Origin of the sequence: Mucilaginibacter sp. 3215 (assembly GCF_050433785.1) — a bacterium.
In the GTDB taxonomy this organism is placed as follows: Bacteria; Bacteroidota; Bacteroidia; order Sphingobacteriales; family Sphingobacteriaceae; genus Mucilaginibacter.
The window spans coordinates 264,944-288,690 of record NZ_JBNPWO010000004.1; the positions used below are offsets into that span (position 1 = coordinate 264,944).

Below are 23,747 nucleotides of genomic sequence, written 5' to 3' on the forward strand. Positions count from 1 at the left end.
AATTATCTTAACTTCAAATTGAGTTTTGCATTGTTGTTTAAGCCAATTATGAAATATGATCAACATTAATTCAGGAGGAGAGGCTCAGCACACGTTTGACGCCATCGTGATTGGATCGGGCATCAGTGGCGGATGGGCTGCCAAAGAGCTGTGCGAAAAAGGGCTGAAAACATTGGTGCTGGAACGTGGCCGGAATGTTACTCATTTAAAAGATTATCCAACTGCTACTAAAAATCCCTGGGATTTCCCCCATCGGGGACATTTACCTAATACCATAAAAAGCGAAAATCCGATTGCCGAAAAGTGTTATGCTTTTAGCGAGGCCACAACTCATTTTTTTGTTAAAGATAAAGAGCATCCATATGTTCAGGAAAAACCGTTCGACTGGATCCGTGGGTACCAGGTAGGCGGTAAGTCGTTGTTATGGGCCAGGCAAACCCAGCGCTGGAGCAGGTTTGATTTTGAAGGGCCGGCAAGGGATGGATTTGCAACAGCGTGGCCTGTAAGTTACAACGATATTGCACCCTGGTATAGCCATGTAGAGCTGTTTGCAGGGATTGCCGGCAACAGGGATGGGCTGGAAACGCTGCCCGATGGCGAGTTTTTGCCGCCATGGGAAATGAATGTGGTTGAAAAGCAGATTCAAAAAAGAATCATGGATGCATACCATGACAGGCATGTTGTTATTGGCAGGTGCGCGCATTTAACCAAACCGCAACCAATTCATTTACAACAGGGCCGGGGGCAATGCCAGGCCAGGAGTTTATGTGAGCGGGGGTGCCCTTTTGGAGGGTACTTTAGCTCTAATTCATCAACCTTGCCATGGGCGGCCAAAACGGGGAATCTTACCCTCCGGCCCGATGCCGTAGTACATTCAATTATTTACGATGAAAAAAAGGGAAAGGCAACAGGTGTCAGGGTAATAGATGCACACACTAAATCGGTTACAGAATATTATGCCCGCGTTATTTTTGTAAACGCTGCTACGTTAAACTCTAACCTCATTTTACTCAATTCAAAATCAGGCAGGTTTCCAAACGGTTTAGGAAACGATAATGATTTGCTTGGCAGGTATATTGCATTTCATAATTATCGCGGGTCGTTAACGGCAACCATTGATGGTTACCTGGATACCTATTACTATGGCCGGAGGCCTGCCGCGGTTATGATGCCGAATTTCAGAAATGTTTATAAGCAGGAAACCGACTTTTTAAGAGGGTATATGACGTTTTATAGCGCTACAAGGAGCAGTTGGGGGCATGCTGTTGATGGCGATCAGATTGGGGCTAACTATAAGGAAAATATCTCCGAACCGGGCAACTGGAATGTATATATGATGATGCAGGGCGAAACCATTCCCAAGGCCGAAAATAGGGTAAGCCTGAGTAAAGACCGAACAGATGAATGGGGAATACCACTATTATCCGTTTCTGTAGATTATGATGATAACGATGTAAAATCCCTGAACGATTTTTTGCAGCAGGGTGTCGGGATGCTTGATAAGGCAGGGTGTAAAAACATCGTCCCTAACGATAGCAAGCAAGCGCCTGGTTTAGATATCCATGAAGTAGGAGGGATAAGGATGGGAACTGATCCTAAAAACTCATTGCTAAATAAATGGAACCAGCTGCATGCATGCCCCAATGTATTTGTGACCGATGGGGCTTGTATGACATCTACCGGTACGCAAAACCCGTCTTTAACTTTCATGGCCCTCACTGCAAGGGCTGCAAATTATGCGGCAGATGAATTGCGGAAAAACAACATATGATTTTGCTTCGATTGGTTTCGAAAATGATAATTTAAAGGAACTGTTTGCAATCGCAAAGTCAAACAATTAATGAATCGTATCGTAACTGTATTGAAATCAACTAACTTACTTATCCATCCAATTAATGAAGCAGATCGTGATAAGCTTAGGGAAATCTACCTGCTTTGTCGCAGACAGGCATTTTATTGGATGGACAGCAATTTGTTTACATTAAATGATTTTGATGCTCATACGCACGATGAAGATATATGGGCAGCAACCTGGGATGATGAGACAGTTGGGTTTATGGCTGTATGGCCTCCTGATGCTTTTGTTCATCATTTATATGTGCACGTTGCATACAGAGGAAAAGGCATCGGAAAAGCCCTGTTGGCTTTGGCCGCTCAAAATTACCCCTCTCCGCTTAGGTTAAAGTGTCTTGTTAAAAATGAAGCGGCGTTTCAATTTTATCAAGCAGTGGGTTGGGAAATTATGGAAGAAGGCAGTGATGCGTTAGGTGATTATTTTTTAATGAAGAATATATAAGAGGGGGCGGGACATCAATAATATCCCGCCCCGTTGTTTTATTGGATCTTAACCGAAGTTACCACATCATTTGCATTTGGAAATAGGGTGGTAAAATTAGCTGTGTTTGATGTTCGTGTCCAGGACGTACCGGTAGAGTTATCGTTTGCATACATGGTCACTTTCCAGCCGGTTGGGATTTTTACAGATGAAGCCCAGTTATCTACAAAGCCATAAGCCTGCAGTTGTGCCAGGGTATAAGTGCCTTTAGGTATGGCGCTGGTAACTGTGCCTCCGTAATTGATGTCCTGGTAAAAAGTTACCCCCGTAGTACTGGTTCCTGTATATACTGTAGATTTGCCGTATAACGCGTTTGATACGCTCGAAAGGTAAGTATGAACGTCGCTATTGGGCAAATTGTAATACAGATAAATACCGTAGTTGTTATTTACTGTTTGAGTAGCCAGCGACGCCGCGGTTGATGAGCTGGTGCTTTGAATATCAATAGCGGCCGGGCCGAGGTTGGCTGCGGTTAATCCCGGAACATTTGGAACAGAATAAGTGCCATAAATAGCGTTCCAGCTATAGTTAACTTTTGAGCCCACGGTTACACCATTGTAGCTAAGGCGCGACGCTGCCGGGCCATAAAAGTAAAACGAAATTATTTTAGTAGGCATCAGGTTGCGTAAGGCAGTAACGAGGTAAACAAATGAGCTGTCATTTGGCTGACCGGTACCATTGGTACCATAATCGGCATATTCATCGTCAAAGTCAATACCGTCCAGGCCGTAAGTGGTAACGGCGTTGCTTAATTGCTGTGCAAAATCATTTGCGGCAGCCTGAGAAGGAAAATTAGAGATCCCTGCGCCCTGGTGATTGCCCAAAATAGATAACAATACTTTAATACCTTTAGCCTGCAGGCTTTGAATGTAAGTGGCTTTATTGTTGAGTACGTTGGTTACCTGCGGGTTAAAGTACAACACTGCTTTTTGCGTGCCCGTGTCATAGTTGATGTTGGCCGCAAATATAATAGCAATATCAAAAAGCTGCTCCCCGGTTGAAAGGGTATAGTTACCCACATTGCGGATATCATTATTATTTACCTCCACATAGCAAACACCCTTAGGTCCGGCTACACCTATGGCGTTGGTGCTTAACTTTGACGGAGTGTTGCCGGCATCAGTAGGCAATGCCGCTTTTTCCTTTTTACAGGCGGATGTGAGGAGGACGACTACGCCAAATAAGCCGGTTAGCGTTTTTGCAAAGGGCAGATTAAGGTTTGTTCTCATAATTGTTGTTTTTTGTTAAATGGTTATAAAAAGATAAATTGTTTTAGCATAATTGGTTTGCGTAAAGGCGGCCCATGGCATAGCCAAGGGATAGTCACTATCTTTTAAAAAAACTGTTTAAATATTTTTAGGCTACCGGGCGTTTAGGTCCTCGCTCCGGTGTTATTTGGTTCAAAGTAATAGACCATTAAACGTGTATAATTGCCTACAGGTTTTAATTATTATTTTATAAAAATATTATTATGGTTAATAAAGGTGCTTATTACACTTAATTTTAACTATAGCAAAAACCTTTGTTCTGTAACAAAAAAGAGGCTTTTTGTAAATTGCCGTATGGTTAGTTGTCCTTTTTATTTTATTCGGCTACATTTGATTGACTGACAAAAATTTTATGAAGAAAAATTTACTTTTCATTTTCTGCCTTTTGCTTTCGGCATCAGGCCTGTATGCGCAGCCCAAAGCGCCCGATGCTGATTACATTAAAGCCAATTACCAGAAATATGAATACCAGATCCCGATGAGGGATGGTAAAAAGCTGTTTACCTCGGTATATGTACCTAAGGACCAGTCAAAAAAATATCCTTTCATGATGGACAGGACCCCATATAGCGTGGCGCCCTATGGTACGGAACTGTATAAAGGCAGCCTTGGGCCATCATCATTATTCGCTCACGATGGTTACATCTTTGTTTACCAGGATGTACGTGGCCGTTGGATGAGCGAAGGGATTTACGAAGAGATGACCCCAGAAAAGGAAGATCATAAAACCAATAAAGATGTTGATGAAGGCACGGATACTTACGATACTATCGATTGGTTACTGAAAAACATCCCCAATAACAATGGCAAGGTTGGTGTGTGGGGTATTTCGTATCCGGGCTTTTATACCACAACAGCTTTGTTAAGCCGTCACCCGGCCCTGGTAGCCGCATCGCCGCAGGCTCCAATTGCCGACCTGTATCGCGATGACGCATTTCATAACGGTGCCTTTATGCTGGTAGCAAACTTTGGTTTTTATCCGGGCTTTACCAACAGGCAGGACGATAAACCAACCCAGCGTCGCGGCAAAGGTTTTGATGCAGGCACCGAAGATGGATATGACTTTTTCCTGAAGATGGGATCGGTAAAAAATTCAAACACTAAATACTATAAGGATACTATCCGTTTATGGAACGAAATGCTTGATCACCCTAACTATGATCAGCATTGGAAAGACCGTAATGTGCTTTACCATCTTCATGATATAAAAACAGCGGTACTGGTAACCGGCGGCTGGTACGATGCCGAAGATTTATACGGAGCTATCAATACCTATAAAACGCTGGTTAAAGACAACCCTAAAACCCCGGTTTACTTTACTATGGGCCCTTGGGTGCACGGGGGCTGGGCACGAGGTGACGGGGATCATCTGGGCGATGTGGGGTTCGGCGGCCCTACCGGCCCTTTCTACCGTGAAAAAATTGAGTTCGCCTTTTTTAGCCACTATTTAAAAGGTACTGCTGACTTTGACCTGAAGCCGGTATCAACGTTTGAAACCGGTGTTAATCAGTGGAAAACCTATAATACCTGGCCTCCAAAAGAAGCTACAGAAAAAAATCTATACCTGCTTCCCGGTGGCAAGTTGTCTTTCGCAACCCCTGTAGCAGTTGCAAATACTTTTGATGAGTTTATATCCGACCCTAACAAACCGGTGCCTTTCATCAATAGTATTGATATGGATATGAAGCGCGAATACATGACCGCCGATCAACGTTTTGCATCGCAACGCCCTGATGTGCTTACTTACGAAACTGATATTTTAGATAAGGATGTAACCATCGCAGGTAATATCTGGGCCAATCTTAAAGTATCAACTACCAGCACAGATGCTGATTGGGTGGTTAAAGTGATTGATGTTTATCCCGACTCTACCAAAAATACCAAATGGGCGGGCAAGGAGGTGTACCTGAGTGGCTACCAGCAAATGGTACGCAGCGAGGCCATGCGCGGCAAGTTCCGCAACGGTTTTGATAAGCCCGAACCTTTTGTGCCTGGAAAAGTAACGCCGGTAAATTTTGAATTACAGGATGTGCTGCACACCTTCAAAAAAGGGCACCGCATGATGGTTCAGGTACAAAGTACCTGGTTCCCGCTTATTGATAGGAACACACAGCAGTTTCAGGATATTATGAAGGCAAAAGATACCGATTTTAAAAAGGCTACACATAAAGTTTATACATCCAAAACAAACCCAAGTTACTTAAAGGTTAGGGTTATGGAATAAAATACTTGCAATGCAAGTACGACAGCCTCATGTATTTACATGGGGCTGTCGCATTTTATACCATAATGTCGTAAAGGTTATTAATTAAACCTATAGCCATGTATAAATATATCATCCTTTTTATGATAGCTTCAGTCTTATTGGGCTGTAAAAAACATAATCAGCAAACCGGCTGTCCAAGCCAGGCCTGCACGCTGAACTTCGCATCGCTATATGTAAATTTTGTTGATAAGGATGGCCAAATAGCGTTTGGAAAAGATGTAAAGGTGGTGAATCTACGTACCAAACAAACCATAATAGCTAAAGGAGACCCGGGGCCTCCTTCAACAACCGTTGGGCCGCATTTGTACACCATCGCTACAGATAATAATAAAAACGAGTTCTCGACCGAGGGCGATGACGTAGAACTTACTGTAACCAATATCCAAACAGGTGCCACCCAAACAGCGCTGTTTAAAATTTCAGGTGGATGTAATTGCCATATATCTAAAGTATTGGGCCCTAATCAAATAGTGCTTAATTAGAACTTTCCACATCAAATAAAAACTCACGCAACTTCGGTTTGCGTGAGTTTTTATTTTCTTTCTTATTTAAACTAATTATAAATAAAACTTGCAGAAAGAAAGTCTTTTTATACTTTTGCGCTTAATTAGACTTAATCTAAATAGAATGGCAAGCAACCTTTACTCTTCTCTGCGTATACTCACTCTTTTAATTTTATTCTTGTTTTCAAATACCCTAATTCTGAAAGCTGATGACGAAGGCAATAACGGCAAAATTACCGGTGTTGTTAAAACCAGCGATGATAAGCCGGCTTCATTTGTAAATGTTGCCATTAAAGGATTAAATAAAAGTACCACCACAACCGATAACGGATCATTTGCTTTCCATAACGTAAAACCGGGTACATATACCCTGGTTACTTCATATGTTGGTACAAAAACTGAAGAGCAAACCGTGACAGTTTTCGCAAATAAAACAACCGAAGTATCCTTTAAACTTAATGAAAGCTCGGCCCAGTTAGATGAGGTGGTAGTTTCTTCAACAAAAACTATCAACCGTAAAAAGTTAACCATCGGCAAAATGAACGTATCGCCAATGGACTTGCCGCAAAGCGTTACTGTAATAGGCCGCGATGTGCTTGATCAGCAGCAGTCATTGCGTTTAAGCGATGTTATCAAAAACGTAAATGGCGTGTACCTGTACAGTGGAAGGGGCAATACCCAGGAAACATTTGGCGCCCGTGGTTATAATTTTGGAAGCAATAACATTTTTAAAAACGGGTTCAGGGTTAACTCGGGCGTTGTGCCGGAAATCAGTTCACTGGAGCGTGTTGAAATATTGAAAGGCAGTGCCGCGTTATTATACGGAAACGTTGCACCCGGCGGTATCCTGAATATGGTAACTAAAAAACCTTTATTTACGCAGGGCGGCCAGGTATCAATGATCTACGGCAGCTATGATCTTTACCGTCCGTCGTTTGACGTTTACGGCCCTATATCTTCCAAATTAGCATATCGCGTAAATGGTACCTATGAAAATGCCAAAAGCTTCCGCGATAATGTAAAATCAGAAAAAGAATACATCAATCCTTCATTCCTGTACAAAATAAGTGATAAAACAACTTTAATTGTTGAAGGCGATTACCTTAACTATGATTTTACCCCCGATTTCGGAACCGGTCAAATCAATAACGTTATTGCCAAAGTTCCGCGTAACAGGTATTTGGGCGCGTCATGGTCAACCGGTAATACCAAACAAACTACAGCCACAGCAACTATTAACCATCAGTTCAATAGCCTTTGGAAGTTAAGCGGCGGTTTTTCATACCAACATTTTAACCGTTCATACCAAACTACCGAGCGTGTATTACCAGATGCCAATGGCGACTGGGGCCGTACCCTGAACAGAGCCAGGACGCTTGAAGATTATTACACAGGACAATTTAATATTACAGGCCAATTTAATACCGGCGTCATTAAGCATAATATTTTGGCCGGCGTTGATGCAGATTGGTATCGTAATAATGCCTATACCTACGTTGCTACCGTAAATAAAGTATCAAGCTATCTTGACCAAAACGGCGCCGTGCAAAACGCTATTTATGATAAGATCAATATTTTCGACCTGGATAAATACACGCTCCGTACCGATAAACCGCAGATGAACCCGTTTTATAGCATTTTAACGGCTACCAATCGATTTGGCGCTTATGCTAATGACCTTATTAGTTTGTCTGAAAAAGTTAAAGTACTTGCCGGGATCCGCTGGTCATATCAATATGTATCACCAACATCGGTTAGCAATTATAATACACTTGCTACCGCAACCCAGGCAGCAGGTAAAGAAGATAAAGCATTTTCGCCACGTGTGGGTGTAGTTTACAAGCCAATAGCCAATACCGCCCTGTTTGCAAGTTACTCCAACTCTTTTGTAACTAATACCGGTACTGATATAAATAACAACCCGCTTGATCCCTCGCTGATTGACCAGTATGAAGTTGGCGTTAAAAACGATTTCCTGAACGGTAATTTGTCGGTAAACATTACGGCCTACCGCATTAAAAATAATAACCTGGCTCAAACTGCGCCATTTCAGGCTGATGGGGTTACACCTAATATCAACACCAATATCAAAGTGCTAAGCGGTGAAACAAGAAGCGATGGTGTCGAGCTTGATATCGCGGGTCACCCGGTAAAAGGTTTGGATGTATTGGCGGGCTATAGCTATACCAACGCCAAATACACCAAAACAGGTACTGCAGTTGGAAGCAACATTGCAGGGCAGCCGCTATTAAATACACCAAAGCATACCGCTAACACCAGTGTATTTTACACTTTTTATACCGGCGATTTAAAAGGGTTTAAGGTAGGTGCATCGGTTTATTACCTGGGCAACCGTACCGCGGGTAATGCCAATACAGTTGGCCAAACCCAAACTATATCAAGATTGGTTAATGTACCGGGCTTTACCACGGTTGATGCTTCGGTAGGTTATACTTATAAAAAGATCTCTATCATTGGTAAGATCTCTAATATTGGCAACGTGCTTAATTACAATGTGCACGAAAACTATAGCATTAACCCTATACCGCCAAGGCAGTTCCTGACCACATTGAGTTATAAATTTTAATTGATTAAACTAACCGGGTATGTTTCATACCCGGTTTTTATGCTTATAACAACCGATGAAAGCATTTTTCCGCACCATACACCTTTATTTAAGCCTGGCAGCCGGGGTGATTATTTTCTGTTCGTGTTTAACAGGTACAATGCTGGTTTTTGAAAAGGAAATTCAGCAGGCGCTTTATCCTCAGCGCTACTTCGTAAAGCCGCAGGAAAAGAGGTTGCCGCTGGCTGATTTAACAGCAGGGGTATTAAAACAGATCCCTAAATCAAAGCTGACAACGGTTATAGTTTATGATGATCCTGCGCGTGCGGTAGAAGTGGGACTTATTGTGCCCGAAAAAAAGGGAAAGAAACCCGCGGATGCGCCTAAAACAGAAAAGCACGCCGGAGCGCATGCAAAAAAGGATGCTAAACCGAAAGATGTCGAGCGTTCAAACCTTACTGCTTTTGTAAACCCATATACCGGGCAAATAATTGACCAGTTTAACCGCAGGCAGACGTTCCTGTACTCGGTAGAAATGTTTCACCGTTTTTTGTTAGGCGGGAAGAATAGTATAGGCGACTGGGTGATCAGTATTTCAACCCTGTTTTTCCTGATAATACTGATTACAGGTGTGGTACTTTGGTGGCCTAAAACCAAAGCCATTATGAAGCAACGGCTTAAAATAAAATGGGATGGAAGCGGCAAGCGCCTTACACACGACCTGCATATTGTTACAGGTTTTTATACCTCAATATTTTTGATCATCATTTCTGCCTCGGGTTTGGTAATGACCTTTAAATGGGCAAACAACACTTTGTTTTTCCTTACAGGTTCAAAGGTTGTCGCCAAAGAAGATCTCAAAGCCCCGCTTTCGGTTTATCAGCCGGGCATTACCGCCATCTCGCCAGATGCTGCTGTTAGCGCATTAGGCAACAAAATAACAGATGTCGAAAATTACACTATCCGTTATCCGCGCGATACAGCAGCAGTTTACACTTTTAACGTGTTAAAAAAGGGTTCTGTTGAACTGGCTACCGATACTTATTATATAGATCAGTATAGCGGTAAGATTACCGGAGTTGTTTTATATGCTGATAAAAGTCTTGGTCAGCGCATCAGAGGGGTTATCAAGCCAATTCATACAGGCTCCATTTATGGTTGGCCTACCCAGGTTTTAGCTTTTTTGATCACGCTGGTTTCGCTTATTTTTCCGGTAACGGGCGTTATGATGTGGCTTAACCGTACCCGGAAGAAGGAAAAACCGGTTCGCGGCAGAATGAGAGTGGTACCTGCTGAGGCAACGGTATAATACAATGTCATAAGGGATTTATCATCGGCCTTATAAAGGGATTCTCTTCTTTACGACGTCATTATAAGTAGAAAGCGCTGACGTGGTGGTGAGGGCGCTACAAGTTCGTAATGTAAGTCGATGAATTTTTCGCACCTTGCAATCATGGATGAGGTATCAATACTTACTATTCATCTTACCGCTCACCCCCAAATCTTGCTCCAAGGCCGGTAAAGGCTCCCATACTTTAATATATCCCATCAATATCCCTGCTTTTCCCGCTTACTGCCCGGGATGTTCTGTAACAATTCTACATAAAAAGGGCCGGGAATAAGGGCTTCATATAACGCTAAAGCCAGGTCTTTATATTTATAGGTGTACATGAAGTTTATGGAGTTCAACAGCTTAATATACAAAATATTAGTACCTGCGACTGGTGGAATAATTGTGGTTTATCAAAGCCAATGCCTTGCAATAAAAGGTTTTTCCTCTGGCTTTTAGTATTTAAAAATTTATAGTTGAAATGAGTTGTAACTACTTGTTTGTTAGAGGTTTTTGGTAGGGCTGCGATTCTGAAAAATCTTCAAAAAATATAAAACAGACCCACCTAAAAATTGTTGAAAACTTTTAGTGGGGGAAAGTGGTAAGAAGTGGTAAAAGTATTTACTTTTACGTTACAAAATTGCCCAAGTCATACAATGTCGTTTTTAACCGGTGAATTTGAGTGTAAGCTTGATCCTAAATTTAGGATGATGATACCGGCTGGCCTTAAAAAAAAGCTTCCTGAACTGGAAGCTGAAGGCCTGGTGATCAATCGCGGGTTCGAAAAGTACCTTGTCATATACACTAAAAAGGAATGGGATAAACGGCTTGAAGAACTGAGCAAACTTAATGAATACGAAGAGGATAATATAGCCTTTATACGATATTTTACCCGTGGCGCCACTGAGCTTATGCCTGATGCCGCCGGGCGGGTATTATTGCCGAAATTCTTGTTGGAGTATGCGGGTATAAAAGGTGATGTGGTGCTGGCTTGCCAGTTAAATAAAATTGAGGTTTGGGATGCCGAAGCTCACCGTAAGCTGATGGATGACGAGCCAAAAAGCTTTAGTGCGCTGGCAAAAAAGGTAATGGGTGGTAAAAATAAGGAGCAGGAATGAGTGAGTACCATGTACCGGTAATGCTGAAGGAATGCATTGATGGGCTGAATATTGATCCGGACGGTACTTATGTTGATGTGACTTTTGGCGGTGGGGGGCATTCGCGCGAGATTTTGAAGCATTTAGGCCCTAAAGGAAGGCTAATTGCTTTTGATCAGGATGCTGATGCACAAAGGAATATAATTGATGATGAGCGTTTTATTTTTGTAGATCAAAATTTCAGGTATCTCAAAAACTTTTGCCGTTTACACGGGGCTATTCCGGTAAGCGGGATCCTGGCCGATTTGGGTGTGTCATCGCATCAGTTTGATGAGGCCGACAGGGGGTTTTCGATCCGGTTTGATGCCGAGTTGGATATGCGTATGAACCAGTTGGGCGAGCTAACTGCAAAGGATGTGGTAAATAACTATTCGGTTGCCGACCTGCACCGGATTTTTGGCATTTACGGAGAAATTCAAAATGCGAAATCGCTGGCCGAAACCATTGCAACGGCAAGGCTAAATACATCGATAGTGACTATCGCTGATTTGAAAAATGTGATCAGTAACCGCATCCCGAAAGGAAAAGAAAATAAATACCTGGCACAAGTGTTCCAGGCGTTAAGAATAGAGGTTAACCAGGAGCTGGAGGCATTGAAAGATTTTTTGATACAGTCGGCCGAGGTTTTAGGTGTTGGCGGCAGGCTGGTGGTCATGTCATACCACTCGCTGGAAGACAGGCTGGTAAAAAACTTCATCGCTAAAGGCAAGTTTAGCGGTGAGGTGGAGAAAGACCTTTATGGAAATGATAATAAACCGCTTGATGCTGTAAGCCGCGGGGCTATAACAGCATCGGCAGAGGAGATAACCAATAATAATAGGGCACGGAGCGCTAAATTAAGAATAGCTGTAAAAAAATGACCAATCGTTTACGTACAGAAATTCAGGAGGAAGAAGAAGTTGAGGAAGTAATTGAGGAAAGGCCTGCAAGGGAATTGCCTGATAACTTTTTTACGCAGCTTTTTACCAAAGGCTTTCTCACTACCGAGAGGGCTACCAGCGCTTTGCCTTTTGTTTTGTTTTTGGCTTTTTTGGGTATGGTGTACATTGGTAATATGCACTATGCCGAAAAATCAGTACGTGAAATTGACGCGCTTACCAAAGAGGTTAAAGAGCTGGGCTGGGATTATAAATCGACTAAGGCCGATATGGCATATAAAAGTACGCTTACCGAAGTGGCTAAGCGTGCGGATACATTGGGCCTGAGTCAATCGGTTGACCCGCCCGGAAAAATAACAGTGAAGGAGGTTGAAGATGGGAATTAGAACCAACATACTCGCCAGGGTTTATTTAGCCTTTGGGCTTGTTTTGCTTTTGGCTATTGCCGTTGTGGTTCAGCTTTGCCGCCTGCAGTTTGTACAAGGTGATAAATGGAAGGCTATGGCTTCTGATCTTTCGGCGCAATATCAAACTGTTGAGGCTGCAAGGGGTAATATATTTTCTGTTGATGGGAGTTTGCTGGCTACCTCGGTACCGGAATATGAGCTGCACATGGATATGCTGGCCGGCGGTATAGCTTCTGATACGGCATTCAATAATAATATCGATCTGCTGGCTGCAAAGCTATCGGGTATGTTTGGTGACAGATCGGCAAGGGAATATTCGCGCATTTTGCGTGAAGCCCGCAGGGATAGCTCACGTTATTTGCTGATCAGACGTAAAGTATCATACCAGGACCTGAAAAAGATTCGCCAGTTCCCGGTATTTAACATGGGTAAATACAAAGGTGGTTTAATCGTTATTCAAAAAAATAAACGGATCCTGCCGTTCCAATCGCTGGCTGCCCGTACTATCGGTTACAAAAACGAAAACGTGAAGAACGCGGTAGGTTTGGAAGGCGCTTATGCATCGTACATTAATGGGGAAAGCGGCAGGCGTTTGATGCAGCGGATCCCCGGCGGGATCTGGATGCCGGTTGACGATGATGATGAAATAGCGCCTAAAGATGGTGCTGATATTATTTCAACCATCAACGTAAACTTCCAGGATGTGGCTCAGGATGCATTAAAAAAACAACTGGTTAAGAGCGCGGCCGATCATGGCTGCGTTGTGCTTATGGAGGTATCTACCGGCGAGATCAGGGCTATTGCTAATTACACCCGCACTAAAGATGGTGATTACAGGGAACAGATGAACTACGCTATCAGCAACGCTATCGACCCGGGGTCGACCTTTAAGCTGGCATCGTACATGACCATGCTCGATCAGCATAAGATTGACACCAGCACCATAATTAATGCCGAAGGCGGCAGGTATAAATTTCCGAAAGGGCCAACCATTACCGATACCGAGCATGATAATTATGAAATGTCGGTTAAGCGTGCTTTTGAAGAATCATCAAATGTGGCTGCGGCAAAATTGGTTGATAAATTTTACCATAATAACCCATGGCAGTATATCAATAAATTGTACAGCTATCATTTGAATGAAAAGCTTCAGTTACAAATTCCCGGGGAAGGCAGGCCGGTGATCAAAAATCCATCAAACCGCAGCTGGAACAAAAATTACAGTTTGCCTGAGATGGCTTATGGTTATGAAATGAATATTACGCCACTGCAGATGCTGGCTTACTATAATTCGGTGGCTAACAATGGCAAAATGATTGCGCCGCTGCTGGTTCGTGAGATCAGAAGATTGGGTAACCCTATCGAGCAATTCCAGGCCCGGGTGATCAATGAGCAGGTGTGTTCGGAAGCTACACTGGGTAAGGTACGTGGTATGCTTGAAGGTGTAGTCCTTAATGGTACCGGCAAAAATGTTATTAAAAATAAACTTTACAGCGTGGCCGGTAAAACTGGTACGGCGCAGGTAGCAAACGGCACCAAGGGTTATAAGGATAAAAAATATCAGGCATCATTTTGCGGTTATTTCCCGGCCGACCGTCCTAAGTATTCGATGATTGTGGTGATCAATAACCCGACGCAAGGCGATTATTTGGCTGCCAAAGTAGCCGGTCCGGTGTTCAGAGAGGTGGCAGACAGGGTTTATGCCAATGACCTTGATATTAATCAAACCTCGCAGGCGCATTATGTAGGTAATACGGTAATGCCGCAGGTAAAACAGGGCAATATGAAAGCCCTGAAAAAGGTTTATTCAAAACTGGGTGTTAAACCTTTGTACGCATCGGCCAATAGCACGGTTGATACCAGCAACGGGATCCCGTTTGAGGAAGTAAAATATAAAAACGGCACCGTGCCATCGGTAACAGGCATGGGACTTAGCGATGCATTATATGTAATAGGTAACGCCGGCTATAAAGTAACTGTGCGCGGAAGCGGCATAGTTACCAATCAATCGGTTACCGGAGGAAGTGCAATACCAAAAGGATCACGAATTTTAATAGAACTGCAATGAGGTATTTAAGCGATGTAATTGATGGACTGGCCTTCACTGAGTTGCAGGGAAGCGCTGATGTGGAGATAACGGCAATTGCTTTTGATTCGAGGAAGGTGATTCCCGGGTCGATGTTTGTTGCTGTAAAGGGAACTCTTGTAGACGGGCACGATTATATTGACCAGGCCATTAAAAAGGGTGCGGTAGCGGTAATTTGTGAAGATCTTCCGGCTCATACAACCGGTGAAGTTGATTTCCTGATGGTTGCCGATTCGGCTGTGGCCTTAGGCATTGTAGCCGCCAATTTTTATGATAACCCATCGGCTAAGTTAAAGTTGGTAGGTGTAACAGGTACTAATGGCAAAACAACTATTGCTACGTTGCTTTACCAATTATTCCGCGATTTGGGTTATAAATGCGGTCTGCTGTCAACCGTCGAAAATCAGATTAATGGCAAAGTGATCCCATCAACTCATACCACACCCGACCCGGTGGAGTTGAACAGCCTGCTTGCCGAAATGGTGGACAGCGGTTGTGATTATTGTTTTATGGAAGTTAGCTCACATGCTATTTCACAAAAACGTATCGAAAGTTTGATGTTTGCGGGAGGAGTATTTACCAATTTAACGCATGATCATTTAGATTATCATAAAACTTTCCTGAGGTATTTGAATGCCAAGAAGGAATTTTTTGACGGCCTGTCTAAAGATGCTTTCGCACTTACCAACAGTGATGATAAGAATGGTAATGTAATGCTGCAAAATACAGCAGCACATAAAAAAAGCTATGGCCTTAAAACCATGGCCGATTATAAAGCCCGCATCCTCGAAAATCAATTCAGTGGATTATTGCTGCAAATTGATGGTGAGGAAGTATGGTTTAAAATGGTGGGCACATTCAATGCTTATAACCTGTTAGGGGTTTATGCTACCGCGATGTTGTTGGAACAGGATAAAGCCAAGGTGCTTACCAGCCTCAGCAAGCTAACCGGTGCCGAAGGTCGCTTTGAATATATAACTGCACCCAATAAAGTAGTAGGGATAGTTGACTATGCTCACACACCAGATGCTGTGCAAAACGTATTGAGTACTATCCACGATATCCGTAAAGGAAACGAAAAGGTGATCACAGTAATCGGCTGTGGTGGAGACAGGGACAAGACCAAACGCCCTATCATGGCCAAAACAGCTTGCGAATGGAGCGATAAAGTGATCTTGACATCAGATAATCCGCGTACTGAAGATCCGGCGCAGATCATCAAAGAGATGGAAGAAGGTGTTGACCCGGCATTTAAGCGTCATACGGTAAGCATCATCGACAGGCGTGAGGCTATTAAAACAGCTTGTATGCTGGCTAATCCTGGTGATATTATCCTGGTAGCAGGCAAAGGCCACGAAAAGTACCAGGAAATAAATGGAGTGAAAAATCACTTCGATGATATGGAAGAATTGGAAAACCGGTTCAAAGATTTGATATAGAAGATACTATATAGTAAAAGAGAAGAGCAATGTTGTATTACCTGTTTAACTATTTAAGCAAAAATTACAGTATCCCTGGGATAGGTGTATTTCAATACATCACTTTCCGGATGGCGATGGCTGTAATCACATCATTGCTGGTCACTACGGTTTACGGCCGGCGCCTGATAGATTATCTGCGCTTTAAGCAAGTGGGCGAAACCGTAAGGAATTTGGGTTTGGAAGGCCAGATGCAAAAATCAGGTACCCCAACAATGGGTGGTATCATCATTTTGCTGGGTATTTTAATACCAACGCTACTTTTTGCTAAACTGGAAAATGTATACGTGATCCTGATGATCATTACCACCGTTTGGTTGGGCGCTATTGGTTTTTTAGATGATTATATTAAAGTATTTAAAAAGAATAAAGAAGGCTTAGCGGGTAGATTCAAGATTATTGGTCAGGTAGGTTTATCACTCATTGTTGGGTGGACAATGTATTTCAACAGTAATATCATCATCCGGCAGGAGGTTGTATTACCCGTTAAGGACGATGCCCCGGTTGAGTTTCACATGAAGCGTAGCACCCCGGTTTATACCCAGGATGTGCACTCCACCAAAACAACCATGCCATTCTACAAAAATAACGAGTTTGATTATGCCAAGGTTTTGAAGTTTTTAGGGAAAGGTTACGAACAATACGCACTGGTGGTATTCCTGTTTTTTGTAATACTCATTATCACGTTCATATCCAACGGGGCTAATATTACGGATGGCATTGATGGCCTGGCGACGGGCACCTCGGCTATTATCGGTATTACATTGGCTATCCTGGCCTATGTATCGGGTAACACGGTTATTGCCGATTACCTGAACATTATGTATATCCCCAATTCGGGCGAGCTGGTGATTTTTGCCGGTGCCTTTGTGGGGGCGTGCGTAGGCTTTTTATGGTACAACTCATACCCGGCACAGGTGTTCATGGGTGATACCGGCAGTTTGGCCATTGGCGGCATCATAGCGGTGTTCGCTATCATGATCCGCAAAGAACTGATGCTCCCATTGCTATGCGGTATTTTCCTGATAGAGAATTTTTCGGTGATTGTACAGGTATCATGGTTTAAATACACCAAAAAGAGATTTGGCGAAGGCAGGCGGGTATTTTTGATGGCGCCGCTACACCATCACTACCAGAAAAAAGGGTTCCATGAAGCAAAGATAGTTACCCGCTTCTGGATCATTTGTATCATACTGGCCATAGTGACGGTGATAACATTAAAGCTGCGTTAAGGCGAGAAGCAAGAAGTCAAGAGTCAGGAGACAAGAAGCGAATAGAGTCAAGAATAAAGAGGCAAGGAAGAGAAAAAATCGGTGAAATCATCGAATAATCGATGAAATCCCAAAAGAAAATAAAAATGAACCACAACAATAACAAAGACGCTAATCAAAAGCACCCCCTTCAGGGGGCGGGGGGGGCTCGCCTTGTGGTGTTGGGTGCTGGTGAAAGCGGCGTTGGTGCTGCCTACCTTGCGCAACAGCAGGGCTTTGATGTTTTTGTGTCGGATTTTGGAAGCATTGCCGATAATTATAAGAAACAGCTCGAAGATTGGAAGATTCCTTTTGAAGAGAAACAACATACGGAAGAACTGATTTTAAATGCTGTCGAAGTGATCAAAAGCCCCGGCATTCCCGAAAAGGCGCCGATAATCAAAAAGCTGCACGAAAAAAAGGTTCCGGTAATATCGGAGATTGAGTTTGCCGGGAGGTATACTGATGCAAAGATCATCGGTATAACCGGTTCAAACGGTAAAACCACAACTACCAGCTTAACCTACCACATTTTAAAAAATGCCGGGATGGATATTGGTTTGGCAGGTAACATAGGTAAAAGCTTTGCCTACCAGGTAGCTACCGAGAAGTTTGACTGGTATGTGCTGGAGTTGAGCAGCTTTATGCTGGACGATATGTTCAAATTTAAAGTTGACATAGCTGTATTATTAAATATTACGCCTGACCATTTAGACAGGTATGATTATAAACTGGAAAACTATGCGGCATCCAAATTCAGGATAGCGCAGAACCAAACGGCGGCCGATTATTTTATTTATTGCGCCGATGATCCTGAAACCATTAAAGGTATGAGGGAACGAACGTTCGGGGCGCAATTGCTGCCATTTTCCATACAGCAAAAAATTGAACCGGGCGCATACCTCGATGAAAACGACAATATTGTCATAAACACAAAACAAGAACATTTTACAATGTCAATTCAAGAACTGGCCCTGCAAGGCAAACACAACATTTACAACTCCATGGCATCGGGTATTGTAGCAAAAGTGTTGGAGCTACGCAACGAAACGATGAGAGAGAGCATGGGCAACTTTAAAAGCATTGAGCACCGGCTGGAGTTTGTTGCCAATATCTCCGGCATTCGCTTCATTAATGATTCAAAGGCTACCAATGTCAACTCAACCTGGTACGCTTTAGAAAGTATGACAAGCGATGTAGTGTTGATTTTAGGCGGAGTTGATAAAGGGAATGATTATAGTATACTTAATGACCTGGTTAGGCAAAAAGTAAAAGCTATTGTGTGCTTAGGCAAGGATAACAAACGGATCCATGATGCTTTTGAAGATGATGTTGACCTTATTGTAAATACAGCATCGGCCCAGGAGGCGGCCCAGGTGGCCTACCATCTGGCAACCAAAGGTGATACAGTATTATTATCTCCGGCCTGTGCCAGCTTCGATCTGTTCAAAAACTACGAAGACCGCGGCAGGCAGTTTAAGGACGCTGTGAAGGAATTGTAGAGATTTGAAGATGTGTCAATTTGAAAATTTGAAGATTGATCCGGCAGAAATAAATCGGTGAAATCAAAATAAATCGGTGAAATCACAAAAAAATGCATAGGATATTAAACAATACAAAAGGAGATCGCTGGATATGGCTCATTGTCATATTGCTTTCTGTTATATCCTTGTTGGCAGTATATAGTTCGGTTGGTACGCTGGCATTTAAGCAGGGTAAGGGGGCGGAGATCATTTTGATGAAGCACGTATTTATGATGATTGGAGGTATTGCCATCATGTACTTTTCGCACAAGCTCGATTACCGCTATTATGCGGGAATCTCAAAATTGCTGATGATCATTACAGTGCCCTTGTTATTATATACTTTGTTTTTTGGCGCGCACATCAACGGCGCAAGCAGGTGGATCCCCATACCCGGAACAGGCTTAAGTTTTCAAACTTCGGATTTGGCCAAACTTGCGCTTATTACTTACCTGGCGCGTTCATTATCGCGCAAGCAGGAAAATATAAAGGATGTTAAGCAATCGTTTATACCAATCATGGGAGCGGTGTGCTTGGTATTTGCGCTTATTGGCCCGGCCAACTTATCAACGGGGTTAATGTTGTTTGGTGTAAGTATCCTATTGCTTATTATAGGCCGTATCAGTATCAAACAAATTGCGGTAGTGTGCCTGGCAGGCGCGGTATTACTTGCAGGTATGTTAACCTTCGGCGGCAGGAAAGGAACGCATGCATCGAGGGTGAAAGTGTTTCTTCATCCGGAGCTTGCAGATAAAGATCAGCTTTTCCAGGCCAATCACGCAAAAATAGCCATAGCATCGGGCGGAGTATTTGGTAAAGGCCCGGGCAACAGTACCGAAAAAAATTATTTGCCCGAAGCGTTTTCAGATGAGATCTATGCCATTATTATTGAAGAGTACGGTTTGGTAGGAGGGGTAGCATTGGTGGGTATTTACCTGTTCTTGCTATACAGGTGTATTAAAATAGTAACTAAGGCACCAAAGGCATTTGGGGCTTTGCTGGCTTGCGGCTTAAGCTTCAGTTTGGCCATACAGGCATTTGCAAATATGGCGGTAGCTGTAGGGTTAGGCCCGGTGACGGGTGTGCCGCTGCCTTTTGTGAGTATGGGTGGTACATCAATATTGTTTACCAGTGTGGCTTTTGGCATTATACTTTCAGTAAGCAAGGATATAGAAGAACCTAAAGCGAAGAAAGAGAAGGAAACAGATAACAGCGGGCCTAATAAAATCATTGTAGGGGAGATTAGTGTGGCGTAGATGGGTAAGTGGTGATTGGAGATCGGTTATAATCGAAGTTAAGAATAGGATTAAGTTAAATATAAAAAGCATGTCGAAAAGGATAATTATAAGCGGTGGCGGAACAGGAGGGCATATCTTCCCGGCTATCTCTATTGCCAATGCTTTAAAAAATATTGATCCCAATACCGAGATCCTGTTTGTAGGCGCCAACGGGCGTATGGAAATGGAAAAAGTTCCGGCGGCAGGTTATAAGATCATCGGATTGGATATCCAGGGTATCCAGCGCGGCTCTATCATTAAAAACCTGATGTTCCCTGTTAAACTTGCCAATAGTGTGCGCAAGGCTATCAAGATAATTAAAGATTTTAAACCTGACGCCGCTGTAGGTGTTGGCGGGTATGCTTCGGGGCCGTTGTTGTACGCGGCATCGTTAAAAGATATTCCGTACCTCATACAGGAGCAAAACTCGTATGCCGGTATTACCAATAAATGGTTGGGTAAACATGCCAAAAAGATCTGTGTTGCTTTCGACGGGATGGAGAAATTTTTCCCTGCTGCTAAAATCATCAAAACGGGCAACCCTATCCGCAAGGATGCAGTGAACATTGCCGGCAAACACATGCAGGCTTTGGAATTGTACCATCTTTCGGCCTTTAAAAAAACGATACTGATAACCGGCGGTAGTCTTGGGGCACGTACGCTGAACAACAGTATCATGAACGGTATTGATAAACTGCTGGCTGCCGATGTACAGGTGATATGGCAAACCGGCAAGTTTTATTATAAAAGCATCATCGAAAAGCTGGGTGAAAATTATCACCCCGATTTGCAGATCAGGGAGTTTTTAACCCGGATGGATTTGGCTTATGCCGCTGCTGATATTATTATATCAAGGGCCGGGGCCGGCACCATTGCCGAGCTGTGTGCCATTAAAAAGCCGGTGATCCTGGTGCCTTCGCCCAATGTGGCCGAAGATCATCAAACTAAAAACGCTTTGGCCCTGGTGCATGAAAACGCGGCTGTTTTTGTGGCCGACCGTGATGCCGAAGCAAAACTGGTTAACAGGGCGCTTGAATTATTGGAAGACCGCGACCTGCAAAAGAAATTGAGCAATAACATTGGTAAAATGGCCATGCCAAATGCCGATGAAGTTATAGCAAAGGAACTTATCCAAATAATAAGTAACAATTAGAATGATGGTCCTCCTCTTCCAAAGGGAGGAGGGCCTTTTTTAAACAAATTAAAAATGGAACTGCACGACATAAAAAGAGTTTATCTCATAGGCATAGGCGGCATCGGTATGAGCGGCCTGGCACGCTATTTCCATCATTTGGGTTGTATTGTTTGCGGATATGATAAAACGTCGACTGATTTAACTAACCAATTGCACAACGAGGGGATCCAGGTTGTTTTTGAAGATCATGCGGATTATATTCCCATGAGTTTCCAGAAACCTTGCAGCGATACGCTGATTATTTACACGCCTGCTGTACCAAAGGATTCGCATATATTAAACTATTTTAAAAATCAGGGCTTTGAGCTGTTTAAGCGTTCGCAGGTTTTAGGCTTGATCAGCAAAAGTTCATATACCATAGCTGTGGCAGGCACACATGGCAAAACCACCACATCAACTATGGTGGCGCATTTGCTTAAAGCATCGGGTAATGATTGCTCTGCATTTTTGGGTGGTATTTCATCAAACTACCAAACTAATGTGCTCTATGGTAAAAACAACGTAATGGTAGTTGAGGCTGATGAGTATGACCGCTCGTTCCTTACCCTGTATCCTGACGTGGCCATCATCACATCAATGGATGCCGATCACCTGGATATTTATGGCGATCATGAACATCTGACGGAGTCGTTTAAGCTTTTTGCTTCGCAGATAAAACCGGGCGGTACACTGGTGCACAAAAAAGGCTTGCCATTGGACAGGGGTTATACCTACGCATTTGAAGACGAAACTGCCGATGCGCATGCTTCAAACGTGAGGATAATTGATGGTGATTTTTATTTTGATTACAACAGTGCGGCGGTAAACATCACTGATATAAAAATGGGCATAGCGGGTACCCACAACGTGGAGAATGCTGTTGCTGCTATTGAAGCGGTATTGAAACTGGATATTGCCCCGGCCGATATTAAAGAGGCACTTGCATCCTTTAAAGGGGTTAAACGCAGGTTTGAATACATTGTTAAAACGCCGGAGCATATCTACATTGATGATTACGCGCATCACCCCGAAGAACTGAGGGCCTGTATATCATCAATTAAAAGGTTATATCCGAGTAAAAAGTTAACGGCCATTTTTCAGCCGCATTTATTTACACGTACCCGCGACTTTGCCGATGGTTTTGCCGAAGTGCTGGATATGGTAGACGAGCTGATATTGCTGGAAATTTATCCGGCCCGTGAATTGCCGATAGAAGGAGTTAACTCGCAGATGCTGCTTAACCGTATGCAATTGCAAAATAAAAAAATACTGAGTAAAGCGGCCGCGGTAGCGGCAGTAGCTGCCGAAAAGCCCGAACTATTATTAACGGTAGGCGCCGGTGATATTGATACGCTGGTGGAGCCATTAAAACAAGTATTAAGCAATGAATAAAAAACTCATTTGGAAGCGCCTGCTGATAGGTTGTGCCTGGGTAATAAGCCTGGGTGGCCTTGTGGTGCTCATGAGTTTTATTGAAGCAAAAAAAGCGGGTGTTAAGTGTACTGCGGTAAATGTGAGCATTCCTGGTGGGCAATATTTTATTGACAAGCAGGAAGTTGATCACATTATTGAAGTTACCAGTCACTCATTGGTAGGCAGGCCTATCGAGCACATTAATATCCAGGAGTTAGAGGATAAGCTGAAAGCTAACCCATTTATTGAGTTTGCCAAAGTTTACACAGAGATGGACGGTGTGCTGAGGGTTGAAGTAAGCCAGCGCCAGCCAATATTGCGTATCATGAACCATTACGATATGGATTTTTATGTGGATCAAAATGGTTTAAAGATTCCGCTGTCATCAAACTTTACCGCAAGGGTATTGGTAGCTAATGGTTTTATTGAAGAGCTGTTTACCAATCGGGTTGATTCCTTGCATACCCGCCTGGCTAAAGATCTGTTTAAAACTGCAGATTATATCCGCAAGGATTCGCTTTGGGATGCGCAAATAGCACAGATGTATGTGAACAGTGAGCGCGAGATAGAACTGATTCCGAGAGTGGGCAACCAAAGGATCCTGATCGGTAACGCAGATTCGCTTAATGTAAAGCTGAATAACCTGCAGGCTTTCTATAAGCAGGTGCTGCCAAAAGTAGGCTGGGATACCTATAAAATGATCAATGTAAAATATACCAACCAGGTTATCGGTATAAAAAATGAAAATATAAAAGCTGATTCGGCAAAAGCAGCTAAAGTTGCCAAGCAGGATTCGCTTAAAACGAAAAGGGACTCATCTCAAATTAAATTGTAAT

General features: G+C 43.1%; 19 protein-coding genes. 17 read left to right on the forward strand and 2 right to left on the reverse strand.

The window, feature by feature from the left end:
- The first annotated feature begins 55 nt into the window (after nt 1-55).
- Together ABIC84_RS09820 and ABIC84_RS09825 are read left to right on the forward strand one after the other, a co-directional pair.
- Nucleotides 56-1,771, forward strand: coding sequence for a GMC oxidoreductase (locus ABIC84_RS09820; RefSeq protein WP_429263471.1), 1,716 nt, complete (start codon nt 56-58; stop codon nt 1,769-1,771).
- A 69-nt stretch (nt 1,772-1,840) separates the two neighbouring features.
- Nucleotides 1,841-2,296 carry a GNAT family N-acetyltransferase gene (locus ABIC84_RS09825; protein WP_429263472.1) on the forward strand — a complete coding sequence of 152 codons (456 nt, stop codon included), beginning with the start codon at nt 1,841-1,843 and terminating at the stop codon, nt 2,294-2,296.
- Nucleotides 2,297-2,334: 38 nt separating this feature from the next.
- Here ABIC84_RS09825 and ABIC84_RS09830 read toward each other — a convergent pair whose 3' ends face one another.
- Nucleotides 2,335-3,564, reverse strand: coding sequence for an endo-beta-N-acetylglucosaminidase H (locus ABIC84_RS09830; RefSeq protein WP_429263473.1), 1,230 nt, complete (start codon nt 3,562-3,564; stop codon nt 2,335-2,337).
- 391 nt (nt 3,565-3,955) lie between these two features.
- Here ABIC84_RS09830 and ABIC84_RS09835 point away from each other — a divergent pair, with 391 nt between their 5' ends.
- The 4 genes from ABIC84_RS09835 (at nt 3,956) to ABIC84_RS09850 (ending at nt 10,247) form a co-directional block, all read left to right on the forward strand.
- The gene (locus ABIC84_RS09835; protein ID WP_429263474.1) at nt 3,956-5,827 is read left to right on the forward strand and encodes a CocE/NonD family hydrolase; all 1,872 of its coding nucleotides are present in this window, start codon (nt 3,956-3,958) and stop codon (nt 5,825-5,827) included.
- Between the two features lie 98 nt (nt 5,828-5,925).
- Nucleotides 5,926-6,351, forward strand: a complete 426-nt coding sequence (locus ABIC84_RS09840; protein ID WP_429263475.1) for a hypothetical protein — start codon at nt 5,926-5,928, stop codon at nt 6,349-6,351.
- 145 nt (nt 6,352-6,496) lie between these two features.
- Entirely contained in the window at nt 6,497-8,959 is a 2,463-nt protein-coding gene (locus ABIC84_RS09845) for a TonB-dependent siderophore receptor (protein WP_429263476.1), read from the forward strand.
- A 55-nt stretch (nt 8,960-9,014) separates the two neighbouring features.
- A complete protein-coding gene (locus ABIC84_RS09850; protein WP_426584587.1) occupies nt 9,015-10,247 on the forward strand; it encodes a PepSY-associated TM helix domain-containing protein in 1,233 nt (410 codons plus the stop codon).
- A 239-nt stretch (nt 10,248-10,486) separates the two neighbouring features.
- On the opposite strand, the gene ABIC84_RS09855 is transcribed toward ABIC84_RS09850, so the two are convergent.
- Nucleotides 10,487-10,609, reverse strand: coding sequence for a hypothetical protein (locus ABIC84_RS09855; RefSeq protein ID WP_255485283.1), 123 nt, complete (start codon nt 10,607-10,609; stop codon nt 10,487-10,489).
- 315 nt (nt 10,610-10,924) lie between these two features.
- On the opposite strand from ABIC84_RS09855, the gene ABIC84_RS09860 reads away from it, so the two are divergent.
- From ABIC84_RS09860 to ABIC84_RS09910, 11 genes are all read left to right on the forward strand, one after another.
- Nucleotides 10,925-11,386, forward strand: coding sequence for a division/cell wall cluster transcriptional repressor MraZ (locus tag ABIC84_RS09860; protein ID WP_426584588.1), 462 nt, complete (start codon nt 10,925-10,927; stop codon nt 11,384-11,386).
- Entirely contained in the window at nt 11,383-12,285 is a 903-nt protein-coding gene (gene rsmH / locus ABIC84_RS09865) for a 16S rRNA (cytosine(1402)-N(4))-methyltransferase RsmH (protein WP_426584590.1), read from the forward strand. Before ABIC84_RS09860 ends, rsmH begins: the two co-directional genes overlap by 4 nt.
- Nucleotides 12,282-12,689, forward strand: a complete 408-nt coding sequence (locus tag ABIC84_RS09870) for an FtsL-like putative cell division protein (protein WP_274986496.1) — start codon at nt 12,282-12,284, stop codon at nt 12,687-12,689. Before rsmH ends, ABIC84_RS09870 begins: the two co-directional genes overlap by 4 nt.
- Nucleotides 12,679-14,778 (forward strand): penicillin-binding protein, encoded by a 2,100-nt coding sequence (locus tag ABIC84_RS09875; RefSeq protein ID WP_429263477.1) that lies wholly within the window; start codon nt 12,679-12,681, stop codon nt 14,776-14,778. Before ABIC84_RS09870 ends, ABIC84_RS09875 begins: the two co-directional genes overlap by 11 nt.
- Nucleotides 14,775-16,235 (forward strand): UDP-N-acetylmuramoyl-L-alanyl-D-glutamate--2,6-diaminopimelate ligase, encoded by a 1,461-nt coding sequence (locus tag ABIC84_RS09880; protein ID WP_429263478.1) that lies wholly within the window; start codon nt 14,775-14,777, stop codon nt 16,233-16,235. Before ABIC84_RS09875 ends, ABIC84_RS09880 begins: the two co-directional genes overlap by 4 nt.
- Before the next feature lie 29 nt (nt 16,236-16,264).
- Nucleotides 16,265-17,506 carry a phospho-N-acetylmuramoyl-pentapeptide-transferase gene (gene mraY / locus ABIC84_RS09885; protein ID WP_426584596.1) on the forward strand — a complete coding sequence of 414 codons (1,242 nt, stop codon included), beginning with the start codon at nt 16,265-16,267 and terminating at the stop codon, nt 17,504-17,506.
- A 125-nt stretch (nt 17,507-17,631) separates the two neighbouring features.
- A complete protein-coding gene (murD, locus tag ABIC84_RS09890) occupies nt 17,632-19,026 on the forward strand; it encodes a UDP-N-acetylmuramoyl-L-alanine--D-glutamate ligase (RefSeq protein ID WP_429263479.1) in 1,395 nt (464 codons plus the stop codon).
- Between the two features lie 92 nt (nt 19,027-19,118).
- The gene (locus ABIC84_RS09895) at nt 19,119-20,303 is read left to right on the forward strand and encodes an FtsW/RodA/SpoVE family cell cycle protein (protein ID WP_429263480.1); all 1,185 of its coding nucleotides are present in this window, start codon (nt 19,119-19,121) and stop codon (nt 20,301-20,303) included.
- Nucleotides 20,304-20,373: 70 nt separating this feature from the next.
- A complete protein-coding gene (gene murG / locus ABIC84_RS09900; RefSeq protein ID WP_429263481.1) occupies nt 20,374-21,477 on the forward strand; it encodes an undecaprenyldiphospho-muramoylpentapeptide beta-N-acetylglucosaminyltransferase in 1,104 nt (367 codons plus the stop codon).
- 54 nt (nt 21,478-21,531) lie between these two features.
- Nucleotides 21,532-22,890 carry a UDP-N-acetylmuramate--L-alanine ligase gene (murC, locus tag ABIC84_RS09905; protein ID WP_426584604.1) on the forward strand — a complete coding sequence of 453 codons (1,359 nt, stop codon included), beginning with the start codon at nt 21,532-21,534 and terminating at the stop codon, nt 22,888-22,890.
- Nucleotides 22,883-23,746, forward strand: a complete 864-nt coding sequence (locus ABIC84_RS09910; protein WP_429263482.1) for a cell division protein FtsQ/DivIB — start codon at nt 22,883-22,885, stop codon at nt 23,744-23,746. The genes murC and ABIC84_RS09910 overlap by 8 nt, the downstream gene beginning before the upstream one ends.
- Nucleotide 23,747 lies beyond the last annotated feature (1 nt).